The sequence below is a fragment of the Burkholderia sp. WTPI3 genome (genome assembly GCF_021483755.1).
Classification (GTDB): Bacteria; Pseudomonadota; Gammaproteobacteria; order Burkholderiales; family Burkholderiaceae; genus Burkholderia.
Map to the genome: position 1 here is coordinate 25,561 of NZ_JAGIXF010000016.1, position 14,642 is coordinate 40,202.

Below are 14,642 nucleotides of genomic sequence, written 5' to 3' on the forward strand. Positions count from 1 at the left end.
TTTCGCTTTCGTTTTTCTCCCCCGTGCGCGGCACGGCAGACCGACTTCTACTGGCACGACACCCGATGCGACCCTTCTGGATCGAACAAGCACTGTTCAATGACGGCGATCTCGCACCCGCCCTGCAGGACGCGACGCAAGCCGACGTCTGTATCGTCGGCGGCGGCTTCACGGGACTCTGGACCGCGATCCAGGCAAAGCAGCAGAACCCTGCGCTCGACATCGCGATACTCGAGGCCGACCTGTGCGGCGCCGGCGCGAGCGGGCGCAACGGCGGGTGCCTGCTCACGTGGTCCGCGAAATTCCTGACGCTGCGGCGGCTGTTCGGCGAAGCGGAGGCGATCCGGCTCGTGAAGGCGTCGGAAGCGGCCGTCCAGCACATCGCCGACTTCTGCCGTGCGCACGGCATCGATGCCGAGCTGCGGCTCGACGGCACGCTGTACACCGCCACATCCCGCGCGCAGGTCGGCACGCTCGCGCCGGTCCTCGACGCGCTCGCCGCGTGCGGGATCCACAGCTACGAGCCGCTGCCGGCAGCCGAAGTCGCGCGCCGCTCGGGTTCCGCGCGCAATCTCGACGGCGTGTACTCGCCGATCGCCGCGACCGTGCATCCGGGCAAGCTGGTGCGCGGGCTGCGCCGCGTCGCGCTCGCGATGGGGATCCGGATCTACGAGCGCACGCCGCTCGTCGACTTCACGGCGGGGCAACCGGCCGTCGTGCGCACGCCGTCCGGCAGCGTGCGCGCGGGCAAGCTGGTATTCGCGATCAATGCGTGGATGGCGAGCCGCTTCCCGCAGTTCGAGCGCACGATCGCGGTGGTGTCGAGCGACATGGTCATCACCGAGAAATGCCCGGCGCTGCTCGAGCAGACCGGGCTCGTGGACGGCGTGTCGGTGCTCGATTCGCGGATCTTCGTGTACTACTACCGCACGACCGCCGACGGCCGGCTGATGCTCGGCAAGGGCGGCAACACGTTCTCGTGGCGCAGCCGCATCGCGCCGGTGTTCGACCGGCGCTCGCCGTACGAGGCGCAGCTCACGCGGAGCCTGCGCGAATTCTTCCCGTCGCTCGCGGGCGTGCCGGTCACCGCGAGCTGGAACGGCCCGTCGGACCGCTCGGTGACGGGCTTCCCGTTCTTCGGCCGCCTCGACGACGCGCCGAATGTGTTCTACGGCTTCGGCTATTCGGGCAACGGCGTCGGGCCGACCTACATGGGCGGGCAGATTCTGTCGTCGCTGGTGCTCGGCCTCGACAACGCGTGGACGCGCAGCCCGATCGTGCGCGGCCCGCTCGGGGCTTTCCCGCCGGAGCCGATTCGTTATGTCGGCGCGCACATCGTGCGCAACGCGATCCGCCGCAAGGAACGCGCGGAGGACGAGAGCCGGCAGCCGGCGATGGTCGACACGTGGCTCGCGAAGTTTGCGAGTGCGGCAGGGAAGGCAGACAAGGCGTGATCACTAGTGCGCCGGCGACTCGCACGCCGAACATCATCAACTTCGAACCGACGGCCGTCAGGCGCCGCCAGACAAGCAGGGCCGTGCAAACCGGCGACTCAACAACGAAAATGATCCACGGCCGCCCCGCCCTTGCGTCGCCATGTGCAGGACAAGTCACGCAGCCGCTCACGCGCGAGCTTTCTCTCGCGCCGCCTTGCCCGTTGCGGGCAACCCCTGTTCGTGCGTGCGGCGCATCCGCGCGAGACCGTGCGCGACGTGCTCGCGCACGAGCGCAACCGCCTTCTCCTCGTCGCCGCCGGCGAGCGCCTGCACGATCTTGTCGTGCTCGGCCGCCGACACCGCGATCGCATCCTCCTCGGCTTCGATCGCGGCCTGGCGCAGCAGCCCAAGCTGGCGCACGAGCCGGCGGTAGGTATCGGTGAGATGCGTATTGCCGACACCGACCACCATCGCATCGTGGAACTGCACGTTCAGTTCGGTATAGCGCGTGACGTCGTGCGTCTTCGCCGCATCCTTCATCGACTGGATGATGCCCTTCAGCACCTTCAGCGTATCGGGCGAAATGCGCTTCGCGAGCGCACGCGCGACCGATTCGTCGAGCATCGCGCGAACTTCGTAGATCTCCTCGGCTTCGCGCAGCGGCACGATGCGCACCGTCACGCCGCGGTTCTTCTCGTTGCGCAGCAGCCCGGCCTGCTCGAGCGCGCGGAATGCCTCGCGCACGGGGCCGCGCGACACGTTCAGCCTGGTCGCGATATCGACTTCGTTGAGTTTCTCGCCAGGTGCATACTCGCCTGACACGATCGCGCGCTCGAGCATGTCCTGGACAATCATCGCAAGCGACTGGCTTTGCAGGAGTTCGATGGCGTTGAGCGCGTTCAGGGCAGTCATGGTCGGCAGGCAGCAAAGCTGCGAATGAAAACGAGGGCGCCATATCGGCGAATGATCCTTGTATACCCTCGCTCCGATACATTGTCAACAGTTTTCAGTTTCCAAAAACCAATCCCGCGTGCCGGAATGCGAACGGAACCGATCGGCACGCGTGGTAACGCGCTTCGGCGGACGGCCCCGCCGAAGCGCGCAGCACCTGCCTGCCGTCAGGCCGTCTGCTTGACCGGCCCCGGATCGCTCTGGCTCGGCCGGCCCGTCTCGACGTGGCCCGCGAAGCGGCGCATGACCTTGTCGTCGCCGCCGCGCAGCGTCGTCGCGGTGATCGTCAGATCGTACCAGCCGTGGCTCGACGACAGCTCGAAGTGATCCTCGATGCGCTCGCCCGGCGCCAGCGTGTAGCTGCGCGCATGCGCGTGGCTGTACGCGTTGTCGACCACCACGCTGCAGCTCGCGCGGCCGCTGTTGCGCAGTTGCAGGTACACGTGGCGGTTGCGCACGTCGTAGCCGATCTTCGCTTCCGGGTTCGCGTGGCGGGCGTCAGCAGCCAGCCGCGTATTGCCCTGGAATTCGCACAGATAGCCGTTCGGGCCGTACGCGGCGAGATGGTAGTCGCCGCCCGCGGCCGACGTGCTCCACGTATCGGCGAATCGGTCGTGCGACGACACCGCATAGCGGCGCGGCGGCGTCGCCGGATTGCGGCGGTCGTACACGTAGAACGCGGCGCCCGCATCGCCCGAGTTCGCGAAATCGAGCGACACGCTGTCGTCGCGGCCGTTCACGCGGGCATGCACGAACAGCTCGTACGGCAGCGCGCGTGCCGGACGCGTGCCCGCTTCCTGCGCCGGCATCGACTGCTGCGCGGGCACCTGGTACGCCTGGCCGGCCGTCGCGATGTGCTGCGGCACCGTGAAGCTCACCGTGCGCGTGTCGGGGCGCGCGGAGAAGTCGAACGCCGACGTGAGGTCGCCGCAGATCGACCGGCGCCATGCGCTGATGTTCGGCTCCTTCACGCCGAAGCGCGCTTCGAGGAAACGCAGCACCGACGTATGGTCGAACGTCTCCGAGCAGACCCAGCCGCCCTTCGTCCACGGCGAAATGATGATCAGCGGCACGCGCGGCCCGAGGCCGATCGGCTGGATGCCGCCCGGGTCCGCACCCGGCACGAGCGGGCTCATCTCGCCCGGGTACTTGTTCAGGTCGAGCTGTTCGTCGCCGAGGCTCGACAGCAGGTTCGACGACACGATGCCCTGGCCGCCCACGCCGCTCGTGACCGGAGGCACCGGCGGCACGACGTGGTCGAACAGCCCGTCGTTCTCGTCGTAGTTCAGGATGAACACCGTCTTCGCCCATACCTCGGGGTTCGACGTCAGCGCTTCGAGCACCATGTTGATATAGAACGCGCCGTCGGTCGGCGACGCCTGCGGGTGCTCGCTGTACTTGTACGGCGCGACGATCCACGACACCTGCGGCAGCCGGTTCGCCTGCACGTCCGCCTTCAGTTCGGCGAGCGTGTGATCCGACGCGCCCTTGTCGACGAGCGGGCCGCTCGCGCCTTCCTTGACCTGGAAGCGCTTGAAGAACATCAGCGAATTGTCGGTGTAGTTGTCGGTCGGGTCGCCCGGGATGCCGGTGCCGCCCTGGTACACCTTCCAGCTGATCTTCGCGTTCTCGAGGCGTTCCGCGTAGGTCGTCCACGTGTAGCCGTTCACGTCGTCGCGCTCGCCGATGCCCGGGCCGTTCGGCGGGTTGCCGTAGACGTTGCGCGGGTCGATCGTGCCGGTCCACAGGTAGATGCGGTTCGGCGCCGTGTCGGCGTGCGCGGAGCAGAAATACGAATCGCAGATCGTGAACGCGTCGGCGAGCGCGTAGTGGTACGTGAGGTCCTGGCGCTTCAGGTAGCCCATCGTCAGCACGTCCTGCTTCTGGTTCACCCACTGGTCCCACTGGCCGTTGTTCCAGGACAGGTGGCCGCTGCTCCAGCCGTGGTTGGTGCCAGGCTGGAATTCGGTCGTCTGCTTCGGGTCGAGGTAGAACGGCAGCACGTACGGCGCGGCCGGATCGAGCCCGCGCGAATGGTAGTTCTTCGTGAACACCGACGCCGGCGGCTGCTGCCACACCGGCGCGCCGCTCGGCAGCAGGTGCGGGCGCGGGTCGTTGAAGCCGCGCACGCCGCGCAGCCCGCCGAAGTAATGGTCGAACGAGCGGTTTTCCTGCATGAAGATCACGACGTGCTCGACGTCGCGGATCGTGCCGGTGCGATACGCGGCCGGCATGGCCAGCGCGTTGCGGATGGCCGGCGGGAAGCCGGCGTAGGCGGCCATCGCGCCGGCCGACTGGGCGGCGAGGCGCAGGAAATCGCGTCGATTGGTGGCGGACATGAAGAAGATCCTGTTTGTCGTAGGAGGGATGGCGCCGGTCGAGCAGGGCCGGCGGTCGGTGCGTTGCCGCTATTAGTCCGCACCGGCATGTCCCGGCCGTGACCGGTTCCAGCAGGTTTCTTGCGCTCACCCCCAGCTTTTTTGCGAAGCGGCGCACGACGCGCCTTTCATCCGGCCGACACATGCGCACGCTACGCTGACGCGCGATGAAGAGGGGAGAAGCCGAGTCGTGTTCGATCAGCTGAAGGCGTTCCATGCGACCGTCCGGCAGGGCAGCATCACGCGCGCCGCGCGCCACCTCGGCGTGAGCCAGCCGACGATCGCCGCGCAGATCCGGCAGGTCGAGCAGTTGTACGGCGTCGAGTTGTTCTACCGCAGCGGCCGCAAGCTCGAGGTCACCGAGACCGGCATCGAGCTGCTGCCGCTCGTCGAGAAGATGATCGCACTCGAAGCGCAGGCCGACATCATGCTGCGCAACATCGGCGGCCTGTTCGAAGGTCAGCTGCGGATCGGCGCGACCGGGCCGTACTACATCATGGATGCGGTCGGCCGTTTCTCGCATGCGCATCCGTCAATCGCGCTCACGTGCCGGATCGGCAATTCCGAGGAAATCCTGCAGGCGCTGCACGAATTCCGCATCGACCTCGCGGTGTCGTCGCAGCGCAATGACGCGGAAGGCCTCGAGCGCAAGGTGATCTCGACCGATCCGCTGGTGCTCGTCGTGCATCGCGACCATCCGCTCGCGCGCTTCGACGCGATCGACGCCGCTCAGCTCGCCGACGTGCGGCTGCTGATTCGCGAGGAAGGCTCGGTCACGCGCCGCTGCACGGAGACGATCCTCGCATCGGCCGGCGTCGCGGCCACCTCGGTCGCCGAGATCGGCAGCCGCGAAGCGATCCGCGAGGCCATCCTGCACGGCGTCGGCGGGAGCCTCTTTCCACGCGGCGAGGCCGAGCGTCATCCGGACCTGCGCGTCATCGAACTGCGCGGTGTCGAGACGACGATCGACGAATACGTGTACTACCTGAAGGCGCGCCGCCACAGCCCCGCGATCGATGCGTTCCTCGCGTGCATCCTGCCGGCCGGCAATGAAGCGGCCGATACGACGCGCAGGGCGCGCACGGCGCTGCGGGTGACCGCGCGCTGAATGCGCGTGCGGACACCGTCGCCCGCGCCACGCCGGCCGGCGCACATCACTTCGGCAGCGCCGGGATCATCCATGTCAGCACGTGCTGCTGCAGGAACACCAGCACGCCGAGCAGCAGCATGAGAATCACGCTGTGCCAGAAGGTACGCGCGAACACGACGCCCTCCTGCCCTTTCAGATCGGTCGTCGACACGCCCGTCGCGATGTTCTGCGGCGAGATCATCTTGCCCATCACGCCGCCGGACGAGTTGGTCGCGGCCATCAGCACCGGGTCGAAGCCGAGCTGCCGTGCGGCGACGACCTGCAGGTTGCCGAACAGCGCATTGCCCGACGTGTCGCTGCCGGACAGGAACACCGCGATCCAGCCGAGCGACGCCGACACGAGCGGGAACAGCGCGCCGGTCGACGCGACGCCGGTGCCGAGCGTGTAGCTGATCCCCGAGTAGTTCAGCAGGTACGCGAGGCCGACGATCATCATCACCGTGACGATCGCGATCCACGTTTGCCGCCACGTCTTGACCACGCATTCGAGGAACGCGCCGATGCCCGTGCGCGTCAGCACGGCCGTGATGATTGCCGCCACGAGGATCGCGGTGCCGGTGCCGAGCGGCTGGAAGTCCCAGATCGCCGCATACGGCTTGTGGTACAGCGACACGAACACCGTGTTGTGCAGGCCCGGCCACTTGATCTTCACGTCGCCGATCGCGGCGATGTTCGCGTGCACCCAGACGATCACGACCACCGAAACGACGATCCACGGCAGCCAGCCGCCGAAGCCCGCGCGCGCGGCGCCGGCCGTGGCGGGCACGCTGCGCGCGAGTGCGTATTGCGGATCGGGCTGCGGCTTCCACACCTGCAGGAAACCGATCGTGACGATCAGCGACGTGAGCGACGACAGCACGTCGGTGAGTTGATAGCCGAGGAAGTTCGACGTGACGAACTGCGCGATCGCGAAGCTGCCGCCGGACACGAGCAGCGCGGGCCACAGCTTCGCAATCGAGCGCAGGCCGCCGTACGCGCCGACCACGTAGAACGGCAGCAGCAGCGCGAAGAACGGCAGTTGCCGGCCGACCATCGCGGCAAGCGTGGTCGGCGGCAGCGACGTGACCGCGCCGAGCACGGTGATCGGCACGCCGAGCGCGCCGAACGCGACCGGCGCCGTGTTGAACAGCAGCGTGTAGGTGAGCGCTTCGAGCGCGGGGAAGCCGAGTGCGATCAGCAGCGCGCTGGTGATTGCGACCGGCGTGCCGAAGCCCGAGATCCCTTCGAGCAGGCAGCCGAACGAAAACGCGACGACGAGCAGCACGAGGCGCCGGTCGTCGGGCAGGTTGTCGAGCATCCACTGCCGGAACTGGTCGAAGCGGCCCGACTTCACCGCGATGTTGTAAAGCAGCAAGGCGTTGAAAACGATCCACATCACGGGCACGACCGCGAGCGCCATGCCGGCGCCGACCGCGTTGAACGCGAGGCCGGCCGGCATGCCCCACGCGCCGATCGCGACCGCGAGGCCGGCGACGAGTCCGGCCAGCGACGCCTGCCACGCCGGCCGGCGCAGCACGCCGAGTGCGATCAGCGCGACCGCGATCGGGATCACCGCAACGAGAAACGAAAGGAACAGCGAGTTGGCGACGGGCGTCAACGGCTGTGCGAACAGGATGCCGGGCGGCAGGGCGGCAGTAGGATTCATCGTGTCTCCGTTGTCGATCGGATGTCGGCGGGATGATGCGCGTCAGCGCCCGACCCCGTCCCGTATCAAACGTGCGTTCCACGGCGGTGAAGATCGTCCGACGCTTGCGCATGCAACCATGCGACAGCGCCGACCGACCGGTCGCTTAAAAGAGGTTAGGAGGCGCATCGCGCTTGCACAAGGGGGGACAAGCCCGATGCGCGGCGCCCGCGACAAGCCGCCGGCCGCACGATGAACGGCGAATGGCGGCTGGCTGACGAGCGCGCCAGTCAGCCGCCGTCGCAATGTTGCTCAGCCGGCAAAGGTGCCTGACGGCGAGCGGGATGTTTCGTTTGGCGTCCGAAGCCTAGACTGGCTGCATCGATTCCGCCCGCGCCGACGAATGCGCGGCTCCGGAACTTCACGGAGCAAACACGATGAAAACCATGAAACTTGCGGCCTGTGCGTTACTGCTGATCGGCTCGGCCGTGGCCGCCCAGGCACAGGCACAGGCCACATCGACGCTGACGCGTGCCGAAGTTCGTCAGGAACTCGTGGAATTGCAGGCCGCCGGCTATCGGACGAGTCTCGCCAGCAGTCCCGACTTTCCGCAAAACATGCAGGAAGTCATGCAGCGTGCCGCGCAGACGCGCGGCGACGCGGCCGGCTACGGCAGCGACGGCCGTGCAAATGTGGAATCGGGAAAGCCCGCACTGCCACAGGTGGTCGATCGCGACACTTACGCGCATCACTGAAGCGGGAGAAACCGTGGCGCGCGCGTGAACGCGCGGCGCCCCGGCCCGCAGTCGGCGTGCCCGCCGCGCGACGCGCAGCGGGCTGCCGCGGTCACACGCTGAAGCGGTTCAGCGTGTACGCACGATAAGCCGCGACGAACGCGTCGAACGATCCGGCCTCCTTCGCTTCCAGCTCGGCCTGCTCGGCGAGCGACTTCGCGGCAAGCGCCTGCTCGGTGCGCATCGTATCGGCCGACGGCGGGTTCGCACGGAAGTGCGCGGCATGCACTTCGCTGTGCGCGAGCGCAAAGTCGAGGAACGACTGCCCGTTCTCGCGCATCGTACGCAGCACGCGCGCCGACGGCGTGCGCTCCGGATCCGCAAGCTTCTCGCGCTGCGCGGCGATCGCGCGCACATGCTCGTCGCCGCCACGAATCTCGTCGAGCCGGCGCCCGATGGCCTCGATGTCGGCCATCAGGTCGTCCGCCCAGGCCTGCAGCGTGACCGGCTGGCCGTCGCGCGTCAGCGTGAGCCCCGGCTTGCGGCCATCCATCGTCACGCTGCTGAAGTTCGCATTCGCTTCCTTGTACGCATCGCAGTCGAGCACCGGGCTGTCGTCGAGCGCGCAGGCGAGCAGGAACGCGTCGATGAAGCGAGCAGTTTCGAGCGCGATGCCGGTTGGTTCGAACGGGTCGATGTCGAGGCAGCGCACTTCGATGTACTGCACGCCGCGCGACGCAAGCGCATGCAGCGGACGCTCGCCCGAATACGTGACGCGCTTCGGCCGGATCGTCGAGTAGAACTCGTTCTCGATCTGCAGCACGTTCGTGTTGATCTGGATCCACTCGCCGTCGCGGTGCGTGCCGATTGCCTCGTACGGCGGATACGCTTCGCTCACGGCCTTCGACAGCGCGTCGAGATAACCGGGCAGCGTGTTGTAGTCGACGTGCAGCGCGGCCTGCGCGGTCGTGTTCGAGTAACCGAGGTCGCTCATCCGCAGGCTCGTCGCATACGGCCGATACAGCGTATCGGCATCGAACGCGTCGAGCTTGTGCGGCTTGCCGCGCAGGAATTTCGCGTCGAGCGCCGGCGATGCGCCGAACAGGTACATCAGCAACCAGCTGCGGCGGCGGAAGTTGCGGATCTGCGCGAGATAGCGCTCCGACTGGTAATCGACGAGCGTGGCCGTCGACCCTTCTTCCGCATGCAGGCGCCGCCACACTTCCTCGTGCAGCGAGTAGTTGTAGTGAATCCCCGCGATGCACTGCATCGTGCGGCCATAGCGATACGCGAGGCCGCGGCGGTACACCGTCTTCAGGCGGCCGATGTTCGACGTGCCGTAATCGGCGATCGGAATTTCATCGTCGGCCGGCAACAAGCCCGGCATCGAATCGTTCCACAGCATCTCGTCGCCGAGCGACGCATACACGTAGCGGTGCAGATCGTCGAGACGCTCGAGCGTGATCGATGCGTCGGGTTCCGCCGGCGTGATCAGCTCGATCAGCGCTTCGGAATAGTCGGTGGTCAGTGACGGGTGCGTGAGTGCCGAACCGAGTGCGCGCGGATGTGGCGTAAACGCGATCATCCCGTCGCGCGTCACGCGCAGGCTTTCCTTTTCGATGCCGCGCAGGCCGTCGGGCAGATGCTGCCGCGTCGGGCCCGAGCTCAGCGCTTCGAGACGATTCAGCAGCAGTTCGGACTGGCGGTGAGTCATGGTGTTCGACATGGAGACGCAAGTGCGTGACGGCCGCGTGCAGAACGCCGCGCGCGGCCGGCTGGATTATTGGTCGCTTCGTTGGTAGCGGGCACTTTAACATCTCGCCGTAACACGCGCTTGAGGCGGCTCAGGGCAGGCCGCGCGCGGCGCAGCGGGCCGCCGGACGGGGCGATGGCAGCCATCGCGTCGTACGCGGCCGGCTTCGCGTCGATGCCGACGAGCGTGGCGATCGGTGCGAATTCGTCGGACGGAACACGGCGTGCACCTCTGCGGCGACAGGTGCAACCGGCGCTTCCGAACCCGTCAACCCATGCTCGCCGTACGCGAACCGCGCCGTGCATTCAACACAGCCCGCGCCGGATTCGCCGAATCGCGCTCAGCGGGCGCAACCATGAGGAGGCCGACCGATCCGCCCGGCGTTCGGCCCGCGCGGGCTGCATCGCGGCGTTGCCCGCTCCCCGGGTGACCAGCTACCACACACCCCTCACCCGCCCCGCGCGCCGCCGGCCCGGTCCGCCACGTCGTTCCACAGATGCAGCGCTGCCGCGTACGCGCGCCAGGGCCGCCAGCCTTCGGTGCGGCGCTTCTGACTTGCCAGCCGGTCGAGCGACGGATCGCGCGCGGTGATCGACTGCATCAGCACGAGATCGGACGCCGGCCAAGCGTCGGGGTCGCGCCATGCGCGCATCGCGATGTATTCGACGGTCCACGGACCGATGCCGGGCAGATCGAGCCACGCGCTGCGCAGCGTGCCGAGATCGGCATGCGCGGGTTCGAGCGGCACGTCGCCGGCCGCCACCGCGCGCGCCATGCCAGTCAGCGCCGCCGCCCGCTTGCCGGGCATCCCGATCTTCTCGAGATCGCACGCGGCAAGCGCGTCCGGCGTCGGAAAACGCCACGCGGGGCCGCCGTGCGAAGCGGCCATGCCGTCCTCATGCACGACGCGCTCGCCCGCCCGTTCGACGAGCCGGCCGACGATCGTCGTCGCCGCCTTCACGCTCACCTGCTGGCCGACGATCGCGCGCACCGCGAGTTCGAACCCCGACCAGGCGCCCGGCACGCGCAATCCCGGCGCGGCCTCGACGAGCGGCGCGAACCACGGATCGCGCGCGAGAGCGCCGCCGATCGCGGCAGGATCGGCGCCGAGGTCGAACATCGACGCGATACGGCGCGCGAATGTGTCGTCGACATGACGCGCGGCCGCCCCTTCGACCGTCGCGATCAGGCAATGCCTGCGCGGATGCTTGGTGACGGTGAGCCGGCCCGCGCCGCCGTTCAGATCGACGATGCGGCGATACATGCCGTCGACGACCTGCTCGACGCCCGGAATCGCACGTCCGCTGAAGAAGCGCAGCACGCGCGCCCAGTCGTACGGCGCCTTGAAACGCAGTTCCATCTGCGCGGACGGCGGCACATGGCCGCCGTCCGTGGTGGACGTGATCGCGGTTTTTTCAATGCTCAAACTGCGTTTCCCTCTGCAACGACATCGGTTTCATCGCCATGCACATGGCGCGCCTCGGATGCGAGCAGCGTCGCCTTGCGGCGCACGCCCCAGCGATATCCGGCGAGCGCGCCGCCCTTCTGCACGACACGGTGACACGGGATCGCGAGCGCGACCGGGTTCGACGCGCATGCCGACGCGACGGCCCGCACCGCGCGCGGCGAGCCAAGCGCCTCGGCGATCTCCGAATAGCTGCGCGTTTCGCCGTACGGGATATGCGTGAGCGCTTCCCACACGCGCTGCTGGAACGCGGTCGGCGCGATGTCGAGCGGCAGGTCGAACGCGTGTCGCGTGCCGTCCAGGTATGCCCGGATCTGCGCGACGAACGGCGCAAGTCTCGACGGCGCTTCAACCAGCTCGGCGCGCGCGAACGCGTCCTTCAGCTCGGCGACGAGCGCGCCCGACGCGTCGCCGAACGCGATCCGGCAAATGCCCCGTTCGGTCGCGGCGACAAGCACCGTGCCGAGCGGCGTCGCCGCGGTCGCATAGTCGATCCGCAGGCCGGCGCCCTGGCGGCGGAACGCGGACGGCGCCATCCCGAGCTCGCGCGGCACCGATGCATAGAGCCGCGACGGCGAATTGAAGCCCGCGTCGACGGCAGCCTGCGTGACGGGTTGTCCGCTTTGCAGCGCCTGCCGCAGCGCGGCGCCGCGCTGCGCGGCCTGGTACTGCCGCGGCGACACGCCGACCACGCGCTTGAAGAGCCGCTGCAGGTGGAACGGGCTCACGTGCACGGCGTCGCTCAGTTGTTGCAGCGTGAGCCGCTCGGCATGCGCGTCGAGCACCGCGCACGCGCGATTGACGATTTCCAGCTCGCGCGGCAGCCCTTCCGGCTGGCAGCGCTTGCACGGCCGGAACCCGGCTGCACGTGCGGCGGCCGGATCGGCAAAGAAGGACACGTGCTCGCGCCGCGGCAACCGCGACGCGCAGCTCGGGCGGCAGAACACGCCGGTCGTGCGCACGGCATAGAAGAACGCGCCGTCCGCATGCGGATCGCGGGCGGTCACGGCGCCCCAGCGGGCATCGTCGGTCGGATAGGCGGTTTTCATCTGAACCTCGCACGCTCTAGTGTAGATGGTACCTACTCTAGACATCGGCACATCCCGTCGCGCCCTGAATCTTGCTCTGTGATTCGCGTCGGCGAAAGCGGGACATAAACCGGGGGCATATCGAAATCGGTCGATCAGACGAAAAGCCGCGCCGCTGCTGCCCGGGCGCCGCCTTCGTCATCGTTCCGTCACCCTTTTGCTGCAGTGCGGCTGCGACAAATCGCCATCCTCACGATTTTTTACACTCGAAATATTGCAACGCACCATCGCCGTGTGTATAGTTGGAACTGTCTCCTCCATGTCTCCTCCTGATATGGATTAAGCCCGTTCCGCTCTGCGTGAACGGGCTTTTTTTCGTCCCTCGATCGTGGCTGTTCCGGCGCGCGTCGCCGGTGCGGTCTACACTCGGTGCACGCTGTCCGCGAAGGAGTGCCCGTTCATGAAACCGACCATCCGCGCAATCGATCACGTCGTGCTGCGCGTGACCGACATGGCCGCGATGACGCGCTTTTACTGCGATGCCGTCGGCTGCCACGTGGAGAAGGAACAGCCCGACCTCGGCCTCGTGCAGTTGCGCGCGGGCGACGCGCTGATCGACCTGCTGTCGGTCGGCGGTCCGATCGATCGCCCTGACAGCGGCCCGCCGGGCACGGGACGCAACCTCGATCACCTGTGCCTGCGCGTCGAGCCGTTCGATCCCGCCGCGCTGACCGAGCATTTCGCCGCCTGCGGCGCGCGGCCCGGCGCCCCCGCCGAACGCTACGGTGCGGGCGGCTACGGGCCGTCGATCTATCTGTTCGATCCGGAAGGCAACATGCTGGAATTCAAGGGGCCGCCCGCCGCGCTCGGCTGAGCGTGGGTGCTCACGCGTCCGCGCGCGCCTTCAGCACGGTCCATTCGACCGCAACGGGATCGTGGTCGGCGCTCGAGATCCATGCGGCGCCGTCCTGCACCGTGCACTGCAGGCGCATCGTGCGCTCGGCCAGCCGCCCGAGCGCAGTCGCGACGCCATCGGCCAGCGACAGCACCTGCACGTTGCGCAACCGTTCGACCTTGCTGCGCACGCCCTGCCACCAGATATCCGACGTCTTGCCGCCGTATGCGATCACCGTGACCTGTCCGGCTCGGCCGGCGGCCTTCGAGATGCGCCGCTCGTCGGGCTGGCCTGCCTCGATCCAGACGTCGATCGCGCCCGTCAGGTCCTTTTGCCACAGATCCGGTTCGTCGACGTCCGACAGCCCCTTGCAGAACTCGAGACGCTCGTGCGCGAACAGCGCGAACGCGACGATGCGCACCATCATCCGGTCGTCGGTTTCCGACGGATGACGCGCGACCGTCAGCGCGTGATCGGCGTAGTAATGCCGATCCATGTCGGCGATTTGCAGTTCGGCTTTGTAGATCGTGGATTTCAGCGCCATGCGGATACGGCCCGGGCGGGCATTCGGTTCGGTCGGGTCGTGATGATACCGAATGCGCGCCGCCCGGCGCGCGATGTGTGCGCCACAGCACGACGGCCCGGCATCGGCCGGGCCGCATTCAGGCCGCGCCACCGGCGTGCACGGCCGGTGCGCGATGGCGAGAGGTGCGCTGCGGGTTATTGCTTGACGAAGCGCGAATCGGTCCAGAGGCCTTGCTGGTCGCTGTTGTCGGCGCTCACGAACTGCACGTCGCCCTGATCGACCGACACCACGCGGAAACGCTGGCCTTCCGGCACCGACAGGCAACGGTAGTCGTCGAAGTACTGCTGCCTCGCCTGCGACTTGCCGTCACGCTCATGACTCAGTACGGAGTCCAGATTGTCTTTCGACAGACAGCCCCATGCATTCTTCGTCAGCTGGATTTCCTGCTTCGGCTTGACGACCGAATCTCCGTCTGCCTGGGCAATCGACACGAAGGAAAATGCGCCGACAAGGGCGAAAAGGACACCGGCTCGCTTCATCATATTTGTCTCCAGGCTTGCGGGCACCAGGCTGGGTTAGCTATGTGTTTAAAGGTGATCGTGAACCCGCGTTTTTCACTTTAGAAGACCGGCAAGCGATATCAAGCACATTTGTTGTGCGATCGCAATAGCGGCCGATTGTCGCACCCTGCGCACCGCCGGA

12 protein-coding genes are annotated in these 14,642 nt (G+C 67.5%); 4 read left to right on the forward strand and 8 right to left on the reverse strand.

All coding sequences use genetic code 11. The features are described from left to right. The first annotated feature begins 65 nt into the window (after window positions 1-65). Window positions 66-1,454 carry an FAD-dependent oxidoreductase gene (locus J7024_RS11095; RefSeq protein WP_124828227.1) on the forward strand — a complete coding sequence of 463 codons (1,389 nt, stop codon included), beginning with the start codon at window positions 66-68 and terminating at the stop codon, window positions 1,452-1,454. A 168-nt stretch (window positions 1,455-1,622) separates the two neighbouring features. On the opposite strand, the gene J7024_RS11100 is transcribed toward J7024_RS11095, so the two are convergent. Further along, window positions 1,623-2,348: a phosphonate utilization associated transcriptional regulator gene (locus J7024_RS11100; protein ID WP_124828228.1), complete on the reverse strand. Its 726-nt coding sequence runs from the start codon at window positions 2,346-2,348 to the stop codon at window positions 1,623-1,625. A gap of 206 nt (window positions 2,349-2,554) precedes the next feature. Beyond that, window positions 2,555-4,726: a phosphocholine-specific phospholipase C gene (locus J7024_RS11105; protein WP_124828229.1), complete on the reverse strand. Its 2,172-nt coding sequence runs from the start codon at window positions 4,724-4,726 to the stop codon at window positions 2,555-2,557. 229 nt (window positions 4,727-4,955) lie between these two features. Between J7024_RS11105 and J7024_RS11110 the strand changes: the two genes are divergently transcribed. Further along, window positions 4,956-5,873, forward strand: coding sequence for a LysR family transcriptional regulator (locus tag J7024_RS11110; RefSeq protein WP_124828230.1), 918 nt, complete (start codon window positions 4,956-4,958; stop codon window positions 5,871-5,873). Window positions 5,874-5,919: 46 nt separating this feature from the next. On the opposite strand, the gene J7024_RS11115 is transcribed toward J7024_RS11110, so the two are convergent. Then, window positions 5,920-7,560, reverse strand: a complete 1,641-nt coding sequence (locus J7024_RS11115; protein ID WP_124828231.1) for an L-lactate permease — start codon at window positions 7,558-7,560, stop codon at window positions 5,920-5,922. Window positions 7,561-7,976: 416 nt separating this feature from the next. Here J7024_RS11115 and J7024_RS11120 point away from each other — a divergent pair, with 416 nt between their 5' ends. After that, a complete protein-coding gene (locus tag J7024_RS11120; protein WP_175762104.1) occupies window positions 7,977-8,294 on the forward strand; it encodes a DUF4148 domain-containing protein in 318 nt (105 codons plus the stop codon). Window positions 8,295-8,385: 91 nt separating this feature from the next. Here the strand turns inward: J7024_RS11120 and gshA are convergent, their stop codons facing one another. The 3 genes from gshA to ada all read right to left on the reverse strand — a co-directional run bounded on the left by gshA (window position 8,386) and on the right by ada (window position 12,540). Continuing rightward, window positions 8,386-9,999, reverse strand: coding sequence for a glutamate--cysteine ligase (gene gshA / locus J7024_RS11125; protein ID WP_175751057.1), 1,614 nt, complete (start codon window positions 9,997-9,999; stop codon window positions 8,386-8,388). Window positions 10,000-10,474: 475 nt separating this feature from the next. Then, window positions 10,475-11,452 (reverse strand): DNA-3-methyladenine glycosylase family protein, encoded by a 978-nt coding sequence (locus J7024_RS11130; protein ID WP_234745043.1) that lies wholly within the window; start codon window positions 11,450-11,452, stop codon window positions 10,475-10,477. Continuing rightward, window positions 11,449-12,540 carry a bifunctional DNA-binding transcriptional regulator/O6-methylguanine-DNA methyltransferase Ada gene (gene ada / locus J7024_RS11135; protein ID WP_124828236.1) on the reverse strand — a complete coding sequence of 364 codons (1,092 nt, stop codon included), beginning with the start codon at window positions 12,538-12,540 and terminating at the stop codon, window positions 11,449-11,451. Before ada ends, J7024_RS11130 begins: the two co-directional genes overlap by 4 nt. A 439-nt stretch (window positions 12,541-12,979) precedes the next feature. On the opposite strand from ada, the gene J7024_RS11140 reads away from it, so the two are divergent. Further along, window positions 12,980-13,393, forward strand: coding sequence for a VOC family protein (locus J7024_RS11140; RefSeq protein ID WP_124828237.1), 414 nt, complete (start codon window positions 12,980-12,982; stop codon window positions 13,391-13,393). A 10-nt stretch (window positions 13,394-13,403) separates the two neighbouring features. On the opposite strand, the gene J7024_RS11145 is transcribed toward J7024_RS11140, so the two are convergent. Beyond that, window positions 13,404-13,958: a YaeQ family protein gene (locus J7024_RS11145; RefSeq protein WP_124455812.1), complete on the reverse strand. Its 555-nt coding sequence runs from the start codon at window positions 13,956-13,958 to the stop codon at window positions 13,404-13,406. A 176-nt stretch (window positions 13,959-14,134) separates the two neighbouring features. Continuing rightward, window positions 14,135-14,482 (reverse strand): surface attachment protein Sap1, encoded by a 348-nt coding sequence (sap1, locus tag J7024_RS11150; protein WP_124828238.1) that lies wholly within the window; start codon window positions 14,480-14,482, stop codon window positions 14,135-14,137. Window positions 14,483-14,642 lie beyond the last annotated feature (160 nt).